25 protein-coding genes are annotated in these 22,692 nt (G+C 70.8%); 18 read left to right on the top strand and 7 right to left on the bottom strand.

Going from position 1 to position 22,692, the window contains the following annotated elements:
• The first annotated feature begins 149 nt into the window (after window positions 1-149).
• The 3 genes from EST54_RS18585 to EST54_RS18595 all read left to right on the top strand — a co-directional run bounded on the left by EST54_RS18585 (window position 150) and on the right by EST54_RS18595 (window position 2,173).
• On the top strand, window positions 150-1,388 hold the full coding sequence (locus tag EST54_RS18585) for a PP2C family protein-serine/threonine phosphatase (RefSeq protein WP_239012620.1): 1,239 nt from the start codon (window positions 150-152) through the stop codon (window positions 1,386-1,388).
• Between the two features lie 315 nt (window positions 1,389-1,703).
• Window positions 1,704-1,940, top strand: a complete 237-nt coding sequence (locus EST54_RS18590; RefSeq protein ID WP_174857462.1) for a DUF6400 family protein — start codon at window positions 1,704-1,706, stop codon at window positions 1,938-1,940.
• 2 nt (window positions 1,941-1,942) lie between these two features.
• Window positions 1,943-2,173 (top strand): hypothetical protein, encoded by a 231-nt coding sequence (locus tag EST54_RS18595; RefSeq protein ID WP_129248769.1) that lies wholly within the window; start codon window positions 1,943-1,945, stop codon window positions 2,171-2,173.
• 45 nt (window positions 2,174-2,218) lie between these two features.
• On the opposite strand, the gene EST54_RS18600 is transcribed toward EST54_RS18595, so the two are convergent.
• Window positions 2,219-3,109 carry a S41 family peptidase gene (locus EST54_RS18600; protein WP_129248770.1) on the bottom strand — a complete coding sequence of 297 codons (891 nt, stop codon included), beginning with the start codon at window positions 3,107-3,109 and terminating at the stop codon, window positions 2,219-2,221.
• Between the two features lie 131 nt (window positions 3,110-3,240).
• Between EST54_RS18600 and EST54_RS18605 the strand changes: the two genes are divergently transcribed.
• The gene (locus EST54_RS18605) at window positions 3,241-4,107 is read left to right on the top strand and encodes an SCO6745 family protein (protein ID WP_129248771.1); all 867 of its coding nucleotides are present in this window, start codon (window positions 3,241-3,243) and stop codon (window positions 4,105-4,107) included.
• Window positions 4,108-4,115: 8 nt separating this feature from the next.
• Here EST54_RS18605 and EST54_RS18610 read toward each other — a convergent pair whose 3' ends face one another.
• Window positions 4,116-4,988: a LolA-like protein gene (locus EST54_RS18610; RefSeq protein WP_239012619.1), complete on the bottom strand. Its 873-nt coding sequence runs from the start codon at window positions 4,986-4,988 to the stop codon at window positions 4,116-4,118.
• A 258-nt stretch (window positions 4,989-5,246) separates the two neighbouring features.
• Here EST54_RS18610 and EST54_RS18615 point away from each other — a divergent pair, with 258 nt between their 5' ends.
• Window positions 5,247-6,089 carry a hypothetical protein gene (locus EST54_RS18615; protein ID WP_129248772.1) on the top strand — a complete coding sequence of 281 codons (843 nt, stop codon included), beginning with the start codon at window positions 5,247-5,249 and terminating at the stop codon, window positions 6,087-6,089.
• A 387-nt stretch (window positions 6,090-6,476) separates the two neighbouring features.
• Window positions 6,477-7,172 (top strand): zinc metalloprotease, encoded by a 696-nt coding sequence (locus EST54_RS18620; RefSeq protein ID WP_129248773.1) that lies wholly within the window; start codon window positions 6,477-6,479, stop codon window positions 7,170-7,172.
• Window positions 7,173-7,247: 75 nt separating this feature from the next.
• Here EST54_RS18620 and EST54_RS18625 read toward each other — a convergent pair whose 3' ends face one another.
• Both EST54_RS18625 and EST54_RS18630 read right to left on the bottom strand, forming a co-directional pair.
• Window positions 7,248-8,120: an undecaprenyl-diphosphate phosphatase gene (locus tag EST54_RS18625; RefSeq protein WP_129248774.1), complete on the bottom strand. Its 873-nt coding sequence runs from the start codon at window positions 8,118-8,120 to the stop codon at window positions 7,248-7,250.
• Window positions 8,121-8,318: 198 nt separating this feature from the next.
• Complete coding sequence (locus EST54_RS18630) at window positions 8,319-9,059, bottom strand: TVP38/TMEM64 family protein (protein WP_129248775.1); 741 nt, start codon at window positions 9,057-9,059, stop codon at window positions 8,319-8,321.
• Window positions 9,060-9,214: 155 nt separating this feature from the next.
• Between EST54_RS18630 and EST54_RS34705 the strand changes: the two genes are divergently transcribed.
• From EST54_RS34705 to EST54_RS18645, 4 genes are all read left to right on the top strand, one after another.
• Window positions 9,215-9,367: a hypothetical protein gene (locus tag EST54_RS34705; RefSeq protein ID WP_167511567.1), complete on the top strand. Its 153-nt coding sequence runs from the start codon at window positions 9,215-9,217 to the stop codon at window positions 9,365-9,367.
• Between the two features lie 109 nt (window positions 9,368-9,476).
• A complete protein-coding gene (gene tuf / locus EST54_RS18635) occupies window positions 9,477-10,649 on the top strand; it encodes an elongation factor Tu (RefSeq protein WP_129248776.1) in 1,173 nt (390 codons plus the stop codon).
• A gap of 137 nt (window positions 10,650-10,786) precedes the next feature.
• Complete coding sequence (locus EST54_RS18640) at window positions 10,787-11,629, top strand: patatin-like phospholipase family protein (RefSeq protein WP_129248777.1); 843 nt, start codon at window positions 10,787-10,789, stop codon at window positions 11,627-11,629.
• Window positions 11,630-11,672: 43 nt separating this feature from the next.
• Complete coding sequence (locus EST54_RS18645) at window positions 11,673-12,527, top strand: spermidine synthase (RefSeq protein WP_129248778.1); 855 nt, start codon at window positions 11,673-11,675, stop codon at window positions 12,525-12,527.
• Window positions 12,528-12,548: 21 nt separating this feature from the next.
• Here EST54_RS18645 and EST54_RS18650 read toward each other — a convergent pair whose 3' ends face one another.
• Complete coding sequence (locus EST54_RS18650) at window positions 12,549-13,835, bottom strand: MFS transporter (RefSeq protein WP_239012617.1); 1,287 nt, start codon at window positions 13,833-13,835, stop codon at window positions 12,549-12,551.
• Window positions 13,836-14,075: 240 nt separating this feature from the next.
• On the opposite strand from EST54_RS18650, the gene EST54_RS18655 reads away from it, so the two are divergent.
• Window positions 14,076-14,531 (top strand): DUF4442 domain-containing protein, encoded by a 456-nt coding sequence (locus EST54_RS18655; RefSeq protein ID WP_128503783.1) that lies wholly within the window; start codon window positions 14,076-14,078, stop codon window positions 14,529-14,531.
• Window positions 14,532-14,804: 273 nt separating this feature from the next.
• The gene (locus tag EST54_RS18660; RefSeq protein WP_129248780.1) at window positions 14,805-15,455 is read left to right on the top strand and encodes a DedA family protein; all 651 of its coding nucleotides are present in this window, start codon (window positions 14,805-14,807) and stop codon (window positions 15,453-15,455) included.
• Between the two features lie 103 nt (window positions 15,456-15,558).
• Here EST54_RS18660 and EST54_RS18665 read toward each other — a convergent pair whose 3' ends face one another.
• Both EST54_RS18665 and EST54_RS18670 read right to left on the bottom strand, forming a co-directional pair.
• On the bottom strand, window positions 15,559-15,768 hold the full coding sequence (locus tag EST54_RS18665; protein WP_040897791.1) for a hypothetical protein: 210 nt from the start codon (window positions 15,766-15,768) through the stop codon (window positions 15,559-15,561).
• A 105-nt stretch (window positions 15,769-15,873) separates the two neighbouring features.
• On the bottom strand, window positions 15,874-17,910 hold the full coding sequence (locus EST54_RS18670; protein WP_129248781.1) for an ATP-binding protein: 2,037 nt from the start codon (window positions 17,908-17,910) through the stop codon (window positions 15,874-15,876).
• A gap of 295 nt (window positions 17,911-18,205) precedes the next feature.
• Between EST54_RS18670 and EST54_RS18675 the strand changes: the two genes are divergently transcribed.
• The 6 genes from EST54_RS18675 to EST54_RS18700 all read left to right on the top strand — a co-directional run bounded on the left by EST54_RS18675 (window position 18,206) and on the right by EST54_RS18700 (window position 22,691).
• Entirely contained in the window at window positions 18,206-19,201 is a 996-nt protein-coding gene (locus EST54_RS18675; RefSeq protein WP_129248782.1) for an alpha/beta hydrolase, read from the top strand.
• A 127-nt stretch (window positions 19,202-19,328) separates the two neighbouring features.
• Window positions 19,329-19,685, top strand: coding sequence for a DUF4333 domain-containing protein (locus tag EST54_RS18680; RefSeq protein WP_129248783.1), 357 nt, complete (start codon window positions 19,329-19,331; stop codon window positions 19,683-19,685).
• Window positions 19,686-20,115: 430 nt separating this feature from the next.
• The gene (locus EST54_RS18685; protein ID WP_129248784.1) at window positions 20,116-21,339 is read left to right on the top strand and encodes an ATP-binding protein; all 1,224 of its coding nucleotides are present in this window, start codon (window positions 20,116-20,118) and stop codon (window positions 21,337-21,339) included.
• Window positions 21,336-21,749 (top strand): roadblock/LC7 domain-containing protein, encoded by a 414-nt coding sequence (locus EST54_RS18690; RefSeq protein ID WP_129248785.1) that lies wholly within the window; start codon window positions 21,336-21,338, stop codon window positions 21,747-21,749. Before EST54_RS18685 ends, EST54_RS18690 begins: the two co-directional genes overlap by 4 nt.
• Window positions 21,746-22,126, top strand: coding sequence for a DUF742 domain-containing protein (locus EST54_RS18695; protein ID WP_006601658.1), 381 nt, complete (start codon window positions 21,746-21,748; stop codon window positions 22,124-22,126). Before EST54_RS18690 ends, EST54_RS18695 begins: the two co-directional genes overlap by 4 nt.
• Window positions 22,101-22,691: a GTP-binding protein gene (locus EST54_RS18700; protein ID WP_129248786.1), complete on the top strand. Its 591-nt coding sequence runs from the start codon at window positions 22,101-22,103 to the stop codon at window positions 22,689-22,691. The genes EST54_RS18695 and EST54_RS18700 overlap by 26 nt, the downstream gene beginning before the upstream one ends.
• Window position 22,692: the final 1 nt, after the last annotated feature.

The raw sequence follows: 22,692 nt of genomic DNA on the forward strand, positions 1-22,692 counted from the left end.
CCTGTAGCTGCGGCAGCCGTTGGAAGGGCATGCTTCATGTTTGCACCCGGGGGAGTAGAGCGAAGGGGAGGGGCGAAGGGCCGCCCCAGGAGGTGGCGCCCCGATGGGGCGATCCGGGCATTCAGCCCTCCCGGGTGCAAACATGAAGCATGCCCTTCCAACGGCTGCCGCAGCTACAGGGACGACGGGAACTCAGCCACGTCCTGGTGCTGATCCCGATCGGGCTCATCGTGGCGGTCTGCACGATCGATGTCCTCTCGCCGCCCGCCATCCATCTGGGACCGCTGCTGGTGGCGGCGCCCACGCTCACCGCGGCCTTCGCCGGGCCCGGGCTGACGGCGGCGATCGGTGCGCTGGCGGTGGCCGCCCAGGTGTTCATCGGTATCGCGCGCCACGCGCTGTTCACCGCGAATCTCGAAACCCAGATCGCCGCGCTGATCGTCGTCTCCGCACTGGTCGTGGTCTTCACCATCGCGCGGGACCGCGGCGAACGGCGCCTGACGCAGAGCCGCTCGGTGGCCGCCGTCGCCCAGCAGGTTCTGCTCAGACCGCTGCCCGCCCGCAGTGGCCCCTTGGAGATCGCTTCCTTCTACCTGGCGGCCGAGGAGGAGGCGGAGATGGGCGGCGATCTGTTCGCGGCGGCACGTACCACCACCAGTACCCGGCTGATCATCGGCGACGTCCGGGGCAAGGGAGCGCCCGCCTACAGCCACGCTGCCCTTCTCCTCGGCGCCTTCCGGGCCGCCGCCCACCGTCAGGCCACCCTGCCCAAGCTGGCCATTCACCTCGACGGCGCCGTGCGCTGGGACAGCAGCCAGTGGGACCACGCGCCGGACGCCGCGCCGGCGACCGGTGCCGCTCCCGACCCGCAGGACCGCCCCGTCCCCGGCGCCGCGGACCCCCTTCCCGAGCCCGACGGCGGCCCGGACCTCGACACCGACGAGACCTTCGCGACCGTTCTGCTGCTGGATGCCCCCGACCACTGGCCCGTGCTGCGCACCATCAATTGCGGCCACCCGCCCGCGCTGCTGCTGCGCGACGGACGGGCCCTCACCCTGCACTCGGAGCGGACCGCGTTGCCGATCGGGCTCGGCGGCCTGACCGGCGCCCCCGGCTACGAAGTCGAGACGTTCCCCTTCGAGGCCGGGGATCTGCTGCTGCTCTACACGGACGGGGTGACCGAGGCCCGCGACGGCACGGGGGAATTCTACCCGCTGGCCGAGCGCGCGGGCGCCTGGAGCGGCTGCAGCCCACGGCAAGCCCTGCGGCTGCTGCGCGCGGACCTGCTGGCGCACACCAACGGCCGGCTGGGCGACGACGCCGCAGCGGTCGCGGTCCGACGCCTCCCCACCGGGTTGCCGCCCGCCGGGCGGCCGGACGGGCCCTGAGGCCACTCCGCGGCGGGCCGGCCGATACGGCGACCGCCACGACCGCGATGAATTCCCGCAAGCCTCGAATCACCGAACGTCCCCGTCATGACGCAGCCACCATCTCGCGCGGGAATTCCGCCGCGTCCCTCCTCTCCCTTCCCTCCCCTCTGCCGCACCTCCCGCTTTTCTCTGTGTATTCAATTCCGCACACTGCGCCACCGGACATTCCGCATTCCGGACGTTTTCCGGGTGCTCCCAGGCTGACGCTTCCTCAGTGCCGCCTCGCTTGATAAACACGTCCGAATCATCCGCAAGTGGCATGGGACGCGCACCATGATCGACCGCAACACCTCGGATCAGCACATAGTCGAGTTCGACCTCACCGCACACGAGGCCCGGCGGCGCACTGAAGTCGTCGCGGCGCTGGGTGACGGCTGGGACCCCCTCGCGGTGATGGAGGGCGAGGCCGACGCCTACCGGCTCCTCTACTCGGACCTGGACGCGGAGCAGCAGGCCACCTACGACATGCTGGTCTCCGCCGGGGTGCTGCCGGACCCCGGACGGGCCTGAGCATGCTGCCGCTCGACCCCACCGCCGACATCGGCCGCCGGGCCTGGGTGCCGTGCCCCGGCTGCCAGGACCACCAGGACTGCGGCGCCTGCCTCGACGGCCGCACCTGTGCGGACCACTGGCGCTACCTCCTGTCGAACAAGGGCAGTGTGCTGCATCTGCAGTGCCCCAACTGCACCCATCTGTGGGCCTGGCAGTCCGGATTCGGAGCGGGCGGCCGCACCGACGGCTGACGGCAGAACGCCACCGGCCGCCCCCGCATCGCCCCCCACCGGCCGCTACGCCCGCCGTTCCAGTGCTTCCTTGTACGCCACCTCGAATGCCGTGTCGGCCGGTACGTCGTGATCCGGCCGCACGCCGACGCCCTCCCAGTTGGTGCCCGTGACGGCATTGGTGGTCCGGGCCGTGGGCACGGTGACCGTGATGTGCTCCGTCACCGGATACCGGTCGGTGGGGTGCGCCCCGCCGCGGGTCGTCTCCCCGATCACCTCCGCGCGCTCGTACGCCTGCAGGGTGTACGCCACGTCCTCCCCGCCCGAGAAGGTGGTCGCGCTGGTGAGGACGTACACCGGACGGTAGAGATAACGCGGCGCGGGCAGGTGCGAGAGGGTCCAGTACTGCCGGGTGGAGTCGGTGGCGCGCTCGTAGAAGTCATTGAGGTGCACCTGATCGTCGGGGAAGAAGTAGCTGCACCACATCGCGGCTCCCGCGGGCGAGCCGCCCCGGCACTCCCGCAGATCGAGGAGAAGGGCCCGGCTGTGCGCGACCAGCTCCATGGCCGCACCGATCGCGCGGGCACCCTCACCGGCGTCGGCCATCCACCGGACGTCCAGATAGCCGATATTGCCGTCGAGCTGCTCGCAGCGGCGGATGCCCTGGTTCTCGGCCCGCATCAGCGCGAGGAAGGCCGCCCGGCCCGCGTCCTCCCCCGCGGACTCGGTGGCCCGGGGCTCGTCCTGCCACAGCAGCCTGAGGTGCTTGTCCGGGCAGACCTCCTGCAGATGCGCGGTCACCGCCGCGCAGAACGCGGCACCGCTCAGCGCGTCATACGCACCGGATGCCAGCCGGGCGCGGATCGCCTGATCGACCTCCACGGCGCGCTGGGGGAAGACATAGCCCGTCACTATCCGGTCCAGGGCGAGGTCGATGATCTGTGCGTGGGTGGTCATGGCTGCTGATCCTCTCTACGGGGCGGGTGCGTCATCCCGCCCGGCCGCCACTCCCGGGCCGGGCTCGTCCGACGGGGGTAACGGCGGTGCATGCGGTGCGCCGGGCCTCCGGCAGCGGTAGCGTGCCGGGCATGGAGCTGCACGCACGATCGCTTTGGCTGCTGACCGAGCCGCTGCATGCGGTCTGCTACTTCGACGACCACTGCCGCGGTATGGGCAAGGACCTGGGCCTCAAGGGCTTCTGGATGGGGTATTTCGCGGCCCGCACGGCTCCCATGGGAGCCCTGGAACCCGCCGCGGCCACCGCCGTCCTCGGGGTCTTCGCACCGGGGATGGTCGCCCGGGCGCTGCCCGCGGCCTGGAGCGTCGTCAGCCCGGCTCACGTCCTCGACGAGCGCGGCAGCCGTGCGGCCCGGGCGCTGCGCGGGATCGACCCCGAACTGGAGGGCCGCGCCGCCGAGCTGCTGCCCCCGCTCCAGGCGATCGTCGACGACGCACCGGGCACCGCACGTCCGCTGTTCGCCGCCAACCGCGCGCTGTGCGACCACGCCGATCCCGTCGAGCGCCTGTGGCAACTGGTCACCGCCGTAAGAGAGTTCCGAGGCGATGCGCACCTCGCCGTACTCGCCGACGAGGGGCTCGACGGATGCGAGGCGCTGGTCCTGGCCGCCGCGTCCGGCCGCGTCCCCAGGGACACCATGCGGCAGGACCGCGGCTGGAGCGAGGAGGAGTGGGCCGCCGCGGCGGACCGGCTGCGTGCCCGTGACCTCGTGGACGCACGCGGCGACGCGACCGAACACGGCAGGAGGGAACGGGAGCGCATCGAGGCAGCCACCGACCGGCTGGCCGGCCGGCTGCTGCGCTCGCTGCCCGAGGCGCAGACCGCGGCGATGCTGCACTCGCTGGAACCCGTGGTCCGCCGCATCCTGGCCGCGGAGGTGCTTCCCTTCCCCAACCCGATCGGCCTGCCACACCTCGATGAGCCCGTGCCGCACTGAGGTGTCCGTCAGGAGGAGTGCGGCAGTATGCCGCCCTCCTTCAGCTTCTGCTCCAGATCCACCGTGTCCGAAGCCGGCGGCGCCTGGACCGTGACCGGCTTGTTGACGTCGGAGAACCGGATGGTCAGGTCCAGCGGCCCCTGGGCCGTCTGCGCACGCTCCCGGAACTTCACGGTCCGGTCATCGGGACCGATCCACATGTCGAGCTGCAGCTTCCGCACCCCGAGCTGCCTGTACTGCTCCACCACCTTCTTGCGTCGCGCGGCGTCCAGGGCGCTCTTGGGCGCCCGCTTCGTGAGCAGATCCGCCACCTCCACCGCGCCCGCGTAGTGCGTTGTCCGCACGCCGTCGACGGTCTCCTCGCCGACCTTCTTGACGTCATCGGACTGCGGAAGCAACGACGCCTGCGCCGCCGGGTCCTGGTCGGCCTGCCGCTGCATCCCCCCGAATCCACCGGCCCCCTTGCCCTTCATGGCGAACCTGATCCAGTGTTTGCCGTCCATCTCGGCGGCCGCGGCCGAGCCCCCGCCGAGATAGACCGAGTCCCCGACGAGCCGCACCGAGAACTCGTGCTTCTGCTCGCCCTTGGCGGCCTGCATCCGCATATCGACGGCCCGCGGGCGGAGGCTGAACGACACCTTGCCCTCGACGGTTCCCTGGCCCGGGATGCTGCCGGAGAGGCGATACGACGCGGAGTTGAGCCGGGCGCCCTTGTTGACGGCCTTCTGCACGGCGGCGACCGGTGCGGCGTGGAAGCCCTCCGGCGCGGAGCCGTGCGCGGACGGGCCCGGGGACGCCGTGCATGCCGCCGTGCCACACAACACGGCGCCGGTCAGCAACGCCCCCACGACGCGGAACGAAGTACGGGAAATACGAGTCATGGCCCCCCCATGAACACACGGACATATGGAAATGCGACTGATCGAGACAGTAGCGCACGGCACTGACAATCCACTTGGTGTCTCAGCGCAGCCGTGTGGCCAGGGCATATGAGATCAAGAGAAGCGGGGAGTGGCCCGGAGCCGCGCGCCCGGGGTGATTTTCATCTGGTGGTTCGATGGGTGCTTTGGGGTGTTTTATTTAGTCAGATCGGGACACCAGCGCGCGCGAGGCGTTGAATAAGTATGGATCCTAGAGAGTTGTGGGACCGCAACGCCGTGCTGGCAGAGGCGTTTTGTCTTGGCGACGAGCGTGTGCGTGAGGCGCAGGCCAGACTTGACGAGGCGCAGGCCGACCGGTCACGGGTGCTGGCGGCGTTTGCCGTGACGGTGGGCAGTACTGGCGCGGTGGCCGGCCTGTTCGGTTTGAACGAGCGGGAAGTGCGCATCGCCCGGCGCACGGTGGGCAAGGACGACGCCCGCGCCGTCGCCGAAGAACTGCTGGCGGCCTCGACCCCTGCCGCAGCACCGCGGGAGTCCGAGGAGACCCCGCCGGCGCCCGAGGCAGCTGCGGAATATCCCCACCAGAACTCCTCTGCCGGAACGCGCCCCACCGGTCCGGCCCGCGAGAGCGGCGGCCCGGGGGCAGCGGAACAGAGCTGGTCGCCGGCGATGGACGCGGTGCTCATCGGGAGTTGGCAGACCGGGGTGGATTTGCGCGAACTCGCCGCCGAATTCGGGCTCGATCTCACCCGCCTGGTGACCCGGGCCCAACAGCTCTCCGCACAGGGGCGGTTTTATCCGGGGCCGGTCGAGACCCATGCGGGACGCCATCGGCGCGGCCCCGGCGATGTCCATGAAGCCGAATACACCATTCCCGCACAGCAGACGGCCGCCTCCTGGAATTCCGCGCCCTCGGCGCACCCGATGGCATCCGCCTGGCACACGGGCACGATGCCGACCGGGGAGTCCGTCCCGGACAACATGGCCGCCCTCGCCTCCGAATGGGACAGCACCCTCGCCCCGTGGGGAACCCTCGCGCCCTCGCACGAGGATTCCGTGGCGTCCCATCAGCCCTGGGCCCAATACCACCTCAGTTCCTGACCGCCCGACGAGTTTGCGATGCGTACGTACGCCGCCTCGAAGGCCGTCACCGGCCGTGCCAGGGGCGGCGGGTCCCCGCCCGGCCACCCCGGGGCGGGGACGAGGAGAAGGGAGTGGTCCGGAGCCGGCGACGGACGAGGCGGGGGCGGGGGAAGGTGGCGGGACTGGTGGCCGGCGCCACGCGAGGCCGGCCTGACAGCCGACGACACCGGCTCTCGCTGACGGCCGCTGACCTGGCCGGGCGGCCCGTACCGATGAGGGCAGCCGCGTGGGCACTCAACGCCTGGCATCAACAACCTGGTTAGCAATGTAACCATTTATGTGGCTCATGAGTCTGATGCGTGAAAGGGCGTCACTTCCCCCGACACGTGCAGAGGGAGGATCCTCATGCGTAAGACTCTTGTTGTGGCCGCTGTGTGCACGGTGTGCACGCTCACCATGGCGTCCGGCCGGGTGGCGACGGTCACCACGAAGGGCACCGGGTGGAATCTGACCACCCGGCTCGGCGTCACCAGCCTCAGTCCGTCCCGCCCGTACACGGTGACGTTCGCCACGGCTGCCATGAAGGCCCGCTACACGCCCTACCTGACGGCCGCCGTCGCCCAGGCCAAGGCCGCCGGGGTGCGGCTCGCCATTGGTGGCGTCGAGACCGTCGACCCCGCGAAGTGCGGGCCCGTCGGCCACGTCCAGATCACCGAGATGTACCGGCCCCTCAACAAGCCCGGCTATTCCCAGGGCATGCCCTGCCCCCATCCGGCGAAGGGGGCCGGTGTCGGCGGCATCGCGGCGATCGACAGCGAGTACTTCGACGGCTCGTACCGGATCGACGCGACCATCGTGCGCAACACCGTCGTCCACGAGACGCTGCACGCGCTCGGCCTCGACCACCCGAACTACGACATGGACAAGGACGGCGTCGTGGAGAAGTTCGAGTGCGTGGCCACGTCCTACGGCAACAAGCCGATCATGTGCGAGCCCAACGGCGGGTACCGGACTGCCGCCGACGCCGGCAAGCTGACCGGCTTCGACGTCAACGGACTCAAGGCGCTTCTGGCCAACGCCCGTGTCCAGGGGATCAAGTAGCCGCCCGACAGGCGCCACGCGGCTCGGGTTCGCAGTGGGGGCGCGCCCCCTGTCCGGCTCCGGAACCCGATGGCCTCACCCCGCCGTTTCCCCCGCATGCGGCGTCAGCACCCCGGCCGCGACCAGGGCGAACAGGGCTGTGCCCAGCAGGATGCGGTAGATCACGAACGGCATGAAGCTCTTGTGGGAGATGAACTTCATGAACCACGCGATCACGGCGTAGCCGACGACGAAGGCGATGACCGTGGCGAAGACGGTGGGGCCCCAGGCGACATGTCCCTCGCCGGCATCCTTGAGCTCGAAGACGCCGGAGGCCAGTACTGCCGGAATGGCGAGCAGGAAGGAATAACGGGCCGCGGATTCGCGGGTGTAGCCCATCAGCAGGCCGCCGCTGATCGTCGCGCCGGAGCGGGAGACGCCGGGGACGAGGGCCATGGCCTGGCAGGCGCCGTACAGCAGGCCGTCCTTGACGCTGAGGTCGGTGAGGGTCTTGCGCTGCTTGGCGGCGCGGTGCCGGCCGCCGGTCTCGTCGCGGGCGGCCAGCCGGTCGGCGATGCCCAGGACCACACCCATCACGATGAGGGTGGTGGCGATCAGCCGCAGATCGCGGAACGGACCCTCGACGGCGTCCTTGAGAGTGATGCCCAGGACGCCGATCGGTATGGAGCCGACGATGACCAGCCAGCCCATCTGGGCGTCGTGCTCGTGCCGCAGCTCGCGCTGGAACAGGGAGCGGGCCCAGGTCGAGATGATCCGCCCGATGTCCTTGCGGAAGTAGATGATGACGGCCGCTTCGGTGCCGATCTGGGTGATGGCGGTGAACGCGGCGCCGGGGTCGTGCCAGCCGGCGAACGCCGCGGTCAGCCGGAGATGGGCACTGGAGGAGATGGGAAGAAACTCGGTCAACCCTTGGACGAGTCCGAGCACGAATGATTCAAACCAAGTCATGGAAAATACGCTATCCAAGGGTGATCAGGCGCTGACCTGCGCGAGATGTGAAAAAGCGGACAGTGGCGGCGGATGTGGATCATCGCCGATCGGGGGCAGCGTAACGTCCGAAGATGTCCGGATGGCCAAAGGGTGCTGGACCTGGCACACCTGCCGGATGGCGGCTCCCGCGGTGTGCGCCGTCGGCCCGGTCCGCGGTCAGCTGCGGCGCAGCGCCTTGCGCTTGCACCACGCCACCGCCAGCGCCCCCAGCGCGGTGACGGCGAGGAAGCCCATGGCGAGGAGGAACGCCGGTGAGGTGGGCGTCGAGGCGCGGGCGCCGGCGAGGGTGTAGGCCGCGGTGTTCGGGATGCTGCCGAGCGCCGTCGCGAGGAGATACGGGGGCCAGCCCGTACGGGAGACCGCGGCGCAGTAGTTCGTGGCACAGAACGGCAGGCCGGGGAACAGCCGGATCGCCAGCATCGAGCGGAAGCCGTGCTCGCTCAGCTGCCGGTCGGCAGCCGTCAGCCACCGGGTGCGCAACAACGGGCGCAGGGCGTCCTGCCCGAGCAGCCGGCCGAGCCCGAAGGACAGGCCGGCGCCCAGCACCGTACCGACGAGCGCGGCGGCGAAGCCGGCCCGGCAGCCGAAGAGGGCACCCGCGGCGAGGTTGAGTACCGGGCGCGGGACGAAAGCGGCGGTGCACACGCCGTATGCCAGCGCGAAGTCCACCAGGGCGGTCGGGCCGGAGAGGTGCGCGGCCCAGTCGCCGGTCAACAACTGCTGCGGCCGCCAGAACAGCACGGCGGCCGCGGCTCCCGCCAGGAGGGCGAGCAGCAATACCAGCCGGGACCAGGGGGAGAGCAGCACACGTGTGCAGCGCGCGGCGAGGCCGTCGGGCATGGCGGCGGGTGGGAGCACCTCGGGAGCGTAACCGACCGGGTGCGACGGAGCGGGCATGCCGCCCCGTGGCCTGCGCGTTTCGGGACAGGACGGAAACGGCTCGGGGTGTTGAGCAATGCCCGGGCCCGGCCATGAGCAACGCCCGGGCCCGGCCGTGGCTTTGACGGTTAAATCGTTCGACGCCGGTGCGGGCGCCCGGCACGATAGGACGCATGATCCGGCACGCCTTCCTCACGCTCCCGTCCGCAGTCGCGGACGAGCCGAAGGCTGCCGTCGCACTCCTCGCGGCCGTCGCCGCAGCGGATGACGCATCCGCCACCGCCGCCGTCGCAGCGGCCGTGCCGGCCGACGGCGCACGAAGCTGACCCTCTCCGGATCGTCCGGCGGACCCCGCAGGGGGAGGGTCGGCCGGTCTCAGGGGTCCCCACGGCGTCAAGTCGCCGTCCTCACCGCATTGTTGCGAGGAAGAACACCATGCCCAAGACGGCATACGTGCGCACCAAGCCGCACCTGAACATCGGCACCATGGGCCATGTCGACCACGGCAAGACCACGCTGACCGCGGCCATCACCAAGGTCCTCAGCGACCGGGGGAGCGGCACGTTCGTGCCGTTCGACCGCATCGACCGGGCCCCGGAGGAGGCCGCCCGCGGGATCACCATCAACATCTCGCACGTCGAGTACGAGACCGGCACCCGGCACTACGCCCATGTCGACATGCCCGGTCACGCCGACTTCATCAAGAACATGGTGACCGGCGCGGCGCAGCTCGACGGGGCGATCCTCGTCGTCTCCGCGCTCGACGGGATCATGCCGCAGACCGCCGAACATGTGCTGCTCGCCAAGCAAGTGGGCGTCCGGCACCTCGTCGTGGCCCTCAACAAGGCCGACGCCGGCGACCCGGAGCTCACCGACCTGGTGGAGCTGGAGGTGCGCGAACTGCTGAGCGCGCACGGCTACGACGGGGAGCACGTACCCGTCGTACGGGTCTCGGGGCTGCGTGCCCTGGAGGGCGACCCGCGCTGGACGGCGGCGATCGACGCGCTGCTGGACGCCGTGGACGCCTGTGTCCCGATGCCCGAGCGGTATGTGGACGCGCCCTTCCTGCTGCCGGTGGAGAACGTCCTGTCCATCACCGGGCGCGGCACGGTCGTCACCGGAGCCGTCGAGCGCGGCACGGTGCGGGTCGGCGACCGGGTGGCGGTGCTGGGCGCGGGGACCGAGACGACCGTCACCGGGCTGGAGACGTTCGGCAAGCCCATGGCGTCCGCCGAGGCCGGGGACAACGTCGCCCTGCTGCTGCGCGGACTCCATCGCGACCAGGTGCGCCGCGGGCACGTGGTCGCCGCGCCCGGCAGCGTCACCCCGCGGCGCCGTTTCACCGCCGACCTCTATGTGCTCTCCACCGAGGAGGGCGGCCGCCGTACGCCGCTGTCCACCGGCTACCGGCCGCAGTTCTACCTCCGCACCGCGGACGTGGTCGGCGACCTCGACCTCGGCGAGCGGGGCATCGCCCGCCCCGGCGAGACGGTGACGGTCTCGGTCGAGTTGGGCCGTGAGGTGCCGCTGGAGACGGGCCTGGGTTTCGCCGTCCGGGAGGGCGGCCGGACCATCGGCGCGGGGACGGTGCGCACCGTCGAGGAGTGAGGAAGCGCAGGTCAGCGGCTGTGTCCGGCACCGTCACGGGTGCCGGGCACAGCCGCCCCTGTCCCGGGGGCACGTGGAGTGCGACACTGCACGCCCGGAGGAACGGCTGCGCACACACGGATGACGAGGGTGACCTGATGGCGGGAACGGCGCTGGTCCTGGGCGGTGGAGGGCTCACCGGAATCGGCTGGGAGATCGGTGTGCTGGCCGGTCTCGCCGAGGCGGGCATCGGTCTCGGCGACGCCGACGTCGTCATCGGCACCTCCGCCGGATCGATCGTCGGGGCCCACCTCACCTCCCGGCAGCTGCCCATGGAGGAGATGTACGAGCGCCAGCTCGCCGTGCCCGCGTCCCGCTCGGCGGAGCGGATGGGCCCGGCCGCCCTGGCCCGGTTCGCGACCATCGCGCTGCGCTCCCGGGACGCCGAGTCCTTCGGCGTACGGATGGGGAAGCTGGCCCTCGCGGCCCGTACCGTTCCGGAGGAGGCCCAGCGGACGGTGATCGCCCGGACCCTGGACGTGGCCGACTGGCCGGCCCGCCGGCTGGTGATCACGGCGGTGAACGCGGCCACGGGGGAGCGGACCGCCTTCGACCACACCAGCGGTGTGCGGCTGCTCGACGCGGTGGGCGCGAGCTGCGCGGTCCCCGGTGTCTATCCGCCGGTCACCATCGACGGCACGCGCTGGATCGACGGCGGGGTGCACTCCAGCGCCAACGCGGATCTGGCCGCCGGCTGCGACCGGGTGGTCGTCGTCGCGCCGATGGCGGCCTCCGGCGGGCCGATCGCCGGACCGCGGGCACAGGGCGCGCAACTGGCGCGCCAGGGGGCCCGGGTGTGCGTGATCACTCCTGACCGCGCGTCCAGGTCGTCGTTCGGCCGCAATGTCCTGGACCCCACCAGGCGCGCGGACGCGGCCCGCGCCGGGCGCCGGCAGGCCGTCTCCCATGTGGCGGAGATCCGGCAGGTCTGGCCGGACTGACCGCCCGGCCCGAGCGCCGTGTCCGCACCGGCACAATGGGACCGTGGACGAAGCACCAGAGCCGATACCCGTCACCCGGACCGTGGACTGCGGCACCGCCAAGCTGCTGCCGGACGTCGACCGTCCCCGGGCCTGGCTGCTCACGGTGGACGGCGCACCGCAGTCGTACGTGGACCTCGATACCCCGCTGCATCTGGAATTCGAGTACGTGCGCCGGCTGGCCTTCGTCCTGGACGAGGTGGCCGCCCCGGGGCAGCCGCTGGATGTGCTGCACCTGGGGGGCGGGGCGCTGACCCTGCCCCGCTATCTCGCCGCCACCCGGCCGCACTCCCGGCAGGACGTCGTCGAGGCCGACCGTGCACTGCTCGCCCTGGTGGACGAGCATCTGCCGCTGCCCGACAACTGCGGCATCACGCTGCATGCCGACGACGCCCGTACGGCGCTGGAAGCGGCACCGGAGAGCAGCGCCGATGTGATCGTGGCGGACGTCTTCGGCGGCTCGCGGGTGCCGGCGCAGCTCACCTCGGTCGACTGCGCGCGGGCCGCCGCCCGGGTGCTGCGCGAGGACGGCTGCTACGCCGCGAACCTGGCGGACAGCGCGCCGTTCGGCTTTCTCCGTGGCCAACTCGCCAATTTCGCCACGGTCTTCGAGCATCTGGCGCTGATCGCGGAGCCCTCGGTGCTGCGCGGCCGCCGCTTCGGGAACGCCGTGCTGCTGGCCTCGCGCAGGCCGCTCCCCGTCGCCGCGCTGGCACGGCGGGCGGCCGGTGATGCCTTCCCGGCCCGGGTCGAGCACGGCGCGGCGGTGCGGCGGCTGATCGCGGACGCGGTACCCGTACGCGATGCCGAGGCGGTGGCGTCCCCGGTGCCCCCGGGCGGCGCGTTCAGCGTCGGCTGAGCGCCCGGCCGGAGCCGGGACTCACGGCGTCCCCGACGTCTGCGGGTCCGTCGCACCGGCCGCACGGGACTCCGTCCCCCCGGCCACGGGCTCCGGTTTCGGGCGCCGGGTCAGCTGCCGTACGCCGGGAACGCACAGCACCGCCGCCGTCAGCAGCACGATCAGCGCCGAAGCGCCCCACAGCGCGGCCCGCCTGCCGATGAGGTCCTGGACGGGGCCGGCCAACGCGGTGGCCACCGGGACCAGGGCCACGGACCCCAGCCAGTCGTAGGACGAGACCCGGGAGAACTTGTCCTCGGGAATCTCCTGGTGCAGCGCCATCATCCAGGTCACCGAGAAGACCTCGATCGCGACCCCGGTACCGAACATGATCACGGTGAGCCCGGCCGTGGGGAGCGGCACGGCGAGCGCGGCGGACGGGAGGGCGAGGGGGAAGACACACAGCGCACCGGTCAGCAGGAGGCGGTGCGGTCGGAGCCGGGTCATCATCAGGGCGCCGCCCGCGGTACCCACACCGAAGGCGGCCAACGCCAGTCCCCATGGGCCGGGGCCGCCCAGGTGCTCTGCGGCGACCAGCGGCCCGTAGACCGCCTCGGCGGCCGCCACCACCGCGTTGACGAGGGAGAACTGCAGGACCACGGCCCACAGCCAGGGCCGGGAGACGACCTCCTGCCAGCCCTCCCGCAGGTCGTGCAGCATGCCGCCGCCGGCCGCCCGCCGGGGAACTCCGCTGACGTCGAGGAAGGCCCGCAGCGCCGCCGCGAGCGCGAACGAGGCGGAGTCGACGGCCAGCACCCAGCCGGGGCCGACCGCGGCGACCAGGGCGCCGCCGAGCGCCGCGCCACCGATGTTCGCGCCGTTCACGCCCATCCGGAACACCGCGAAGGCGCGCCCGGCCTGTTCGCCGGAGACGCTGGCGAGCACCATGCCCTCGGAGGCCGGCGCGAAGAACGCCTGCCCGGTGCCGCCGAGGGCGGCCAGCAGCGCCATCTGCCACAGCCGCGGCTCCCCGGTCAGCACGAGCAGCGCGAACAGGCCCTGGGAGACACAGTTGAGGGCGTTCGCGGCGACCATCACACGATGCCGGGGGAGCCGGTCGGAGACCGCGCCGCCGATCAGCAGGAAGACGACCAGCGGGACCGTACGGGCGGCAGCGACCAGGCCGACATCGGTGGCGCTGCCGCCGGCGGCGAGTACCGCGAAGGCGGTCGCGATCAGTGCGCCGGAGCTGCCGAGGTTCGCGATCACCGTGGCGCCGGTGAGCAGCAGATAGTTGCGTCCCGCCCACGCGGGACGGGCTCTCACCAAGACCGGATGTCCGGGGCGGATTCGGCGGCGGACGGCATGCGGCGCGGGAAGGCGGGCGTCCGGTGCCCGCGGAGTGCCGGATACCTCACCGTCGTGCGTCCGCGCGGTTGTTGTCCTGTCCCCATGGGCGCTCACGATAGGCCGGGCGGGGAGCCGGCCGCACCGGAATTGTCGCCGGACGGGACGCCCGGACCGCGCCGGCCCTTCACACCTAAGCTACTGCTAGGTAACATGTCGGCCATGTCCTCCGAGACCCTGCCGTCGATCGGCGAAATGATGGCGGCATCCGTGCCGATGGTCCGCACGCTGAACCTTGAGTTCACCGAGACCACCGCCGAGCGTGCCGTGGTCCGCATGCCCGACCAGTCCGACTTCCACAACCACGTCGGCGGCCCGCACGCCGGCGCGATGTTCACCCTCGCCGAGTCCGCGAGCGGCGCCATCGTGATGACCGCCTTCGGTGACCAGCTCGGCCGCGCGGTGCCGCTGGCGGTGCGCGCCGAGATCGGCTACAAGAAGCTCGCCATGGGACCGGTCACCGCCACCGCGGAGCTGGGCCGGCCGGTCGCCGAGGTGGTCGCCGAGCTCGACGCCGGCGGCCGCCCGGAATTCCCGGTGAACATCGCCATTACCCGCGAGGACGGCGCCGTGACCGGCGAGATGAGCATCGTGTGGACCCTGCGCCCCAACAAGTGAGCCGCCTCACCGGGTGAATCGCTTCACAGCCGAGTTCTCCCCCGGCCCGCCGTGTCACCGCACGGCGGGCCGTCGTCGTACCGGGGCGGGCATCCCGCTCGGATCGGGCCGGGCGGAGGATGTCGCCCACCGCAGGAGGTATCGGCCCCAGGGTGAGCCGATCGAGTACGCTTCCCGGGGCGCGCCCAGGCGTGTCAGGGGATCGAGCGGTCGCGGTGTCAGGGGCATCGGGCCACGGCCCACGGGGGCCCTACACCAGCGGAGGAACCGGTTTTGCACATCCAGGAGTGGCTCGAGACCGTACCGGCCGTGAGCGTCTACCTCCTGGTGGGGGTGGTCATCGGACTGGAGAGCCTCGGTATTCCGCTGCCCGGTGAGATCGTCCTCGTCAGCGCGTCGATCCTCGCGGCCACCCAGGATCACATCAACCCGTTCGTGCTGGGCGCCTGCGCGTCGATCGGCGCGATCCTCGGTGACTCCGCCGGCTATCTGATCGGGCGCAAGGGCGGCCAGCCGCTGTTGCATTGGGCCGGCCGGAAGTTCCCCAAGCACTTCGGCCCCGACCATGTCGCCATGGCCGAGGCGAAGTTCGACAAGTGGGGGATGTGGGCGGTCTTCTTCGGCCGCTTCATCGCGCTGCTGCGCATCTTCGCCGGCCCGCTCGCCGGCGTCCTGCGGATGCCGTACTGGAAGTTCCTGATCGCCAACGTCCTCGGCGGCATCGTCTGGGCCGGCGGTACGACCGCGCTGATCTACAGCGTGGGGATCGTCGCCGAGCCGTGGCTCAAGCGCTTCTCGTATTGGGGCCTGGGTGCCGCGGTGCTGTTCGGCATCGGCTCGTTCCTCGTCATGAAGCGCCGGGCGAAGAAGATGGCCGCCGCTCGCGAGGCGAAGGAGACCCCGGTCGCCGCACCGGCCGACTGACCGCCGCACCGGCCGGTGCGGCTCTCCTGCCCGCCGGCGCGGCCGGACGCTGCGGTGGCACAACTCGATTGATCCGTCGGGCCGGTGCCGCAACGGTGGCGGATCAGGGCATCAGCCAGACGTCCGGTCCGCCGTCGCGCCATTCGAAGACGCCGGTGTCGTCCCAGACGAACTTCGCGGTGCCGAAACCGGCCCGGCGCAGTATCGCGGCCACATCGCCGGGGCGCAGTGCGCGGCCCAGATCCTGTCCGTAGAGCGTCACACGGCGCCCGCCCGTACAGGGCGGATGCACGATCACGGGGGCACGCTTCATGCCCTCAGCATGCGACCGGGCCGCCGCCCCCGCATCCCGAACGTGTCCGGCGCGTCACCCAGCGTGCCCGCAGCGGGCCGGGCGTACGCCGTACGTCCCTGCCGCTCAGGACCGCGCCCGCAGCCGTGAGAAGAACGGCCGGGACCGTGCGCCGGAGCCGCCGCGCTGCCACCACGGTTCCTGCGCGTCCCGGTCCGGCGGCGGGGCCCCGGCGCGCAGTTGGTGCCGCAGTCCGGCCAGCAGCGTACGGGCCCCCGCGATGGACAGCGGGTCACCGACGAGCCGTTTGGCCGCCAGGGCCTTACGGCAGGCCCGCAGGGCCGCCTCCGGTTCCCCATGGGCGCGTTCGGTCATGGCCAGTGCGTACAGGACCGTCGAGTAGAGCCAGAAATCGCCGTCGGAGTGCCGGGCCTCCCAGGCCCGGTGGGCCGCAGTCCGCGCCCGCCGGGCATCGAGCGACGACAGGGCGATGGCGAGCAGTGCCCTGCTGTGGGCGGGCCCCGGGCCGAACCACGGATCCAGGGAACGGTGCCGGGAGGCGTCCTCCAGACAGGCCACGGCCGCCGCGAGGTCCCCGCGGTACAGCGCCAGCACCCCGTGCGCATGCGCGATCCGGGCCAGCCCGTCGCTGTCCGCATGCATCACGGCCGCCGTCCATGCCTGGTCGAGCAGTGCCCCGGCGGCGGGCGAGTCTTCCTGCGCCGCCAGATACCCCGCTAGCCATAGGGCCCGGGCCCGCAGCGCGGTGTCGTCGGGGGAGAGCAGCAGCAGCCGGTCCAGATGCGCCCGCCCCTCACGGCGGAAGCCGCAGGCCGCCCAGTGGAACCACAGTGACACCGCGATCTCCAGCGCGCCGAGCGCATCCTCCGCGTCCTGCGGCGGCCGGGTCAGCGCCGCGTCGAAGTTGGCCTGTTCGTCCTCCACCAGCCCCACGGCGAGCTGCTGGTCCGGGCCCTGCCAGGCGATCTGGGCCTCGGCCGCGAGCGCCGCACAGGCCTGCCGGAACCGCCTGAGCGCCCCGGCCTCCTCGCCCGCCTCGCGCAGCTGTGTCCGCCCGAAGTCGCGGGCGGCGCGGGGGAGTCGGTAGCGCGGCGGCAGCGCGGCCCCGGCGTCCTCGTGGACGCCTCCCGCATCCCGTACGCGCTCGACGACCGAGGCCGTACGAAGCCGTTCCAGGGCGCCCTCGACCGCGGCCGCAGGAACGTCACTGCTGGCACAGACGCATGAGGCGAGCCAGGGATCGAAATCGCCGGGAAGCACCGAGAGCCGCGCCCACACCTGCCGGTCCACGGGCGAACAGAGGGCGTAGCCCGCTGCCTGCGCGGCGTAGAGCGAGGTGTGCCGCACGGTCGCCGCCGGCCCCGCGTAGAACAGCGGACCGTCCGTGCCCACCTGCGCCGCGAGCTGCGACAGCGACATCCGGTCCAGTTGCCGCGCGGCCAGCGCGATCGCCAGCGGCGAGCCCTCCAGGGCCTGGCACACCGCGACCAGCAGCTCCGGCGCGGCGGTTCCGGTCCGTGCGGCCAGCAGCTCGACGGCCGGTCCGGCGATCCCCTCGCCCAGCGTCACCGGGAGCGGCGCGATCTCGACGACCCGCTCCTCGGCCAGCCCCAGCGGGCCCCGCGCGGTCGCCACGATCCGCAGCGCCGGGTCGGACCGCCACAGTCGCCGGACGAGCCGTGCGCACGCATCGCGCTGTGGGTCGCAGTCGTCCAGCAGCACGATCGCCCGGCGTTGCCGGCAGTACGCGGTGAGCGCCGCGAGGGGGTCCGCCGTGGCATCCGCCCGGTGGGCCGCGCCGGGCGGTGCGCCGGCGCCGGGGTGGGCGAGGGGCACAGCGGGAGGCCGTGCGGTGTCCTGGCCGTCCTTGCCGGTGGCGTGGGCCGGTCCTGCCACTCGGAGCAGGGCCTCGGCCGGCCCGCCCCTGGCCGGGCCGTCCCAGCAGCCGACCCGGAGGACCGTGCCGTCATGGCGGGCGGTGTGTTCCTCCAGGACGGCGCGGGCCAGCACGCTCTTGCCGACCCCCGCGGCGCCGGTGAGCGTCACCAGCCGGGCGCTGTCCAGCAGTCCGGACAGCTGCTCGTGCTCCACCGCGCGTCCCACGACGCCGGGCAGTGGCCGCCGGTCGGCCCACGTGGTCATCGGTCATCCCCCACATCGGCACAGCGCCGCACCCTTGCGAACTGGGAACCCACGATGCCAGAACCGACCGTCCGGTAAACAAGCCAAAGGCCTATCGAACGGGGGAAAGCCGGACGGCCCAATTGACGTACCGCGGCGCCCTCTTGAGGTCTCAGAACCGCGGACTGCCAGGTCACGGCGGCTGTGGGCGGCGCCGGACGGGCTCCGGGCGATCTTGGAGTGGTGCCCTTCGAGCGGTGCCGTGCTGGCAGCGTGGTGCCCGTGGCCGGACCGAGCATCCAAGGAGAACGTCCCGATGAAGCGCCTGCGTGTCCGTGCGGCGGTGAGCGTGGTGGCTCTGGTGCTGCTGGCCGGCTGCGGCACCGACCGGGACCTCGTCGACGCCTCCCACGTGCCGCGGTTACGGGCCCGTCCCGCGGACGACAACAACGGCCGGCCGCGGATGGTGCCGCCGCGCGGACCGCGCTCCTCCTTCACCCCGTTCCGGACGACCGGGAACGACGGCACCCAGGTCGTGCGGACGAGGTGGCACGGCCGTACGTCCGGCTTCACCGGCGACATCTGGGCCTGGGTGCCGCCCGAGTACCACCGGCCCCGGTACGCCAGGAGCGGCTTCCCCGTGCTGATCGCGCTGCCCGGGTCCTACGGCTATCCGTTCAACTACTGGGCGGGGGAGCCCTTTTCGCTGGAGGAGCGGATCGCGGAGTGGTCGCGGCAGGGCAAGACGCTGCCGTTCATCCTGGTGATGCCGGTGCTCAATCCGGGCACGAAGTACTACGACGGCAGCGACATCCCGGGGCAGCCGAAGATGGGCAGCTGGCTCACCCGGGACGTGCCGGACTTCGCCCGGGCCAACTTCCGTACGTACGACAGCCGTGACGGCTGGGCCTTCATGGGCTCCTCGTCCGGTGGCTTCGCCGCGCTGAAGGCCGTCCTCAAGGAGCCGCAGAAGTTCAAGGCGGCCATCGTCAACGGCCCCGACACGGCACCGGATTCGCCGATGTGGCGGGGGCATCCGGCCGAGATGCGGGACAACGACCCACACCACCTGGCCCGGCAACTGGCCGCACGGAAGGGCCCGGACGTCTATCTGGCGTTCGAGCTCGGCAGCAAGGAGGCGGCGGTGCCGGACGTGAAGCGCTTCATCGCGGACCACACCGGCGGCCCGATCCACTCCACCCTCTTCGAGATACCGAACGGTGTGCACAGCGGCCACACCTACATCCAGCGGATGCCCGAGTCGCTGCACTGGATCAGCGAGCGGATGCAGGGCCCGGTGCCGTCCGCCTGACCCCTGTCGCCTGGCTGGCCGCACCGCGGGCGACTCATGTTGCCGACTCCCGGCAACCGGCCAGAATTGTCCCTGATCCGGCCGTGCCGCGGCCGGATCACGGTGTGTATCCGCGGGAAGGAGAGTCGTGCGCACACTGCGAGCGGCCGGCCTGGCGCTGGTCGGTACGGCCCTGCTGGCGGGGAGCCTCACGGCCGGCAGCCAGTGGCTGCGGGACCGGGACGCGACCAGCGAGGTGAAGGGGACGACCGATGCCGTCCCGCGCGACGAGGTCGCCCGCTCGATCTCGGGCCATCTGTCGCTTCCGGTGATCCCCAAGGGGCCGCGCTCAGTCGACTGCGTGCGGGATCTGCGTGCCGTCAAGGGCGCGCGGACCCGGTGCACGGCCCACTATCTGCGCGGGACCGACCGCGAGATGACCGTCCGCGTCGTCCGGGTCCGTGGCGGCGAGATCACCTATGTCCACGACGCCCCGCACCGCTGAGTCCTGCTGATCGTTCCCGACGTTGCGTTCGCGACGTCGCAGGACAGCGCGCCAGGGGAGCGTCAGGAAGCAGCCGATCGCACAGCACCGGACCCGGCGGTAGGGTCCAATGTCCCGAAACCCAGCCTTTGTTGAATCTCCTTCAGATGAGGAACTGTTCAGATAGCAGTTGGACGACGGTCGTTGCCGTGATGCTAAGATCATCGCACTTGCCAACGAGGTGACCACCTGCTATGGCAGGAAAGAAATTCCGTGCATTGGCCTATGAAAACTGCCACCCCGGGAGAAATATGCCATTAGCCGGCCCTTTGATGGCTTTCTGGCAGGCGACTGTGCGCGGGCGTTCCCGTATGTCTGGAACCGCGAATGATCAGATCCGCCGCAGCCAGGCACACGACACCTGGTGGCTCCGTCGTCCGAAGAGAGTCTTATGACGCAATACTTCCAGGATCCAGCGCTCTGGGGACTGATCGCTGGCACACCTGTCGCCGCAACCGCGATTATTCGCGGCAGAAAGAAGATATCGGAGCTTCGAGCAGAAAAGGCTGAACTCAAGCAGCACTACGCCAATCTGGAGCACCATTACACGGAGGCGGTGGAGGAGGCCAAGGACCGGGCGGAAGAGGCCACCAAGACCACCTTGAAGTCCGCCATGCGGACCCTGCAGGGGCTGGCGAGCGAGCAGCAGCTGGCGATCTCAAAGTTGCAGGAAACCTATGGCGAGCACAAGATCCTTCAGGATCTGCTCGACATCGACCACATGAACTCGCAGTTTGCGCGGCGCGCCCAGTCCATCGCCGTCCTCTGCGACGGCTGGCTCGGCCGGCGACGGCACAATGCTTCGCTCTACGATGTGGTCCGCAGCGCGAAGGGGCGCATCCGCCACTTCACGCGCGTCGAAATCCGCTCGCAGAGCAACTTCGCCATCGTGAGCCGCGCGGTGGAACCGGTCGCGCTGGTTCTTGCAGAATTGCTGGACAACGCCACCAGCTATTCGGCACCGGAAACGATGATCGAGATCAATATCCGTCCGGTGCCCAAGGGTGTATGCATCGTCGTCGACGACGCCGGTGTCGGCATGAACGAGGAGGAGAAGGCGCGCGCCGCTCAGCTGCTGTCGAGCGAGAATTCCGCCAGTGTCTCCAGCCTTGGCAATCCGCCACAGTTCGGTTTCACGGTCATGGGTGTGCTCGCCGCCCGATACGGATTCACGGTATCGGTGGATTCCACCTCTCCCTACGGTGGCGTGCGCGCGGTCGTCCTGCTCCCCGACGATCTACTGACGTCCCTGCACGAGCCCGAGGAGAGTCCTGCCGTGGCCGCGTCCGCCCCGTTGCCGCCCGAGCATCCTCCTGGTCAACCGGCCCCCGGCGGCGCTGCTCCGGCTCCCCGGGCCCCCGCGTACCCGGCTCCGGGGCGGCAGCCCATGGAGCAGCCGGCTCCCGTTCAACCGATCGCCGAGACGACCGCCGGCGGGCTGCCGAAGCGTCGCCGCCGCGGCGCGATTTCCATCGTGCCGACCCAGACCGAGAGTACGGAAACCCCGGCCCGCGACAGCGCAACGACCGCGTCCGTCATGGGCGCATTTCAGCGCGGCACACAGTCCGGGCGTCGTTCCACGAATGCAAGCAATGAAGGGCATGAGGTTCAGTGAACTACGATCTGTCGTGGATGCTTGACAGTGCTCTGGAATTGCCCGAAGCGCAGCATGCCATTCTCGTTTCCGCCGACGGCCTGCTCATGGCCCGCTCGAAGGACGTCGGCCGGGACCACGCCGACACCGTCGCCGCGGCGATGAGCGGAATGCAGTCGCTGAGCCGTACGGTCGCGGACTTCTGCTACGGCGGGGTGCCCGCCAATCGTCCGCAATGGCGGCAGACGCTGGTGGAATTCGACCATGGCTGGGTCTTCCTCATATCCGCCGGTGAAGGTGCCTATCTCGCCGTTTCGGCCTCACCTGATGTCGACATGGCGGAGATCACGTTCCGCATGCAACAGCTTGTCGGGCAGCTCGGCAAGGCACTGACCAGCCCGCCTCGCGATAGGGCTGATATCCAGTCATGACACCTGACGACGAGCCGGAGCTGGAACACGAAGCAGCAGAATTAGTACGGCCGTACGTCATCACCAACGGCCGCGATCTTCTTGACGGCAGTGAGTTCTCGCTGATCACCCTGGTCACCGTGCATGCGGAGCCGCCCCGGACGAAACCTCTCGATCCGGAGAAGCTCCGCCTGCTGGAGTTGTGTTCGGGAGGTTTTCTCTCGGTCGCCGAGATAGCCGGGCACACCCGGCTGCCGGTGGGCGTTGTCAAGATTCTGGTGGCCGATCTCGCGCGGGAGGGTCATCTCTACTCCCGCGCGCCCATACCTAGCGCTCAGCTTGTCGACCGGAAAATCCTTGAGGAGGTGCTGAATGGGCTCCAGGCTCGCTTTGGATGACGGCGTGTACCTGCGCAATTCAGTGCAGACCGCGGCGAAGATCCTCGTGGTCGGACACTTCGCCGTGGGGAAGACGACATTCATCGGCACCATGTCCGAGATTCCTCCGCTGCGGACCGAAGAGGTAATGACTCAGGCGGGCGCCGGAATTGACGACCCGAAGGGCGCACCGGACAAGACCACGACCACGGTCGCCATGGACTTCGGCCGGCTCACGCTCAGCGAGAAGCTGGTCCTTTATCTGTTCGGAACGCCCGGACAGCAGCGGTTCGTTCAGGTGTGGGAAGACATGACGCGGGGGGCGCTGGGTGCGCTGGTCCTGGTCGACCCACAGCGACTCGACGAGTCCTTTCCTGTCATGGACCTGGTGGAACACTACGGAATCCCGTACGCCATCGCCGTGAACCGGTTCGACGGGACTCCCTCCCATTCGCTCGACGAGATCCGGGAGGCGCTGGACCTTCTCCCTGAGACACCCGTCGTCCACTGTGACGCACGGGACCAGCGTTCCTCGGCGGATTCCCTGATCACGCTCGTCCGGTATCTACAGTCCCGCGTCAACTAGG

It is taken from the genome of Streptomyces sioyaensis (assembly GCF_004122735.1).
GTDB classification, from domain to species: Bacteria; Actinomycetota; Actinomycetes; order Streptomycetales; family Streptomycetaceae; genus Streptomyces; species Streptomyces sioyaensis.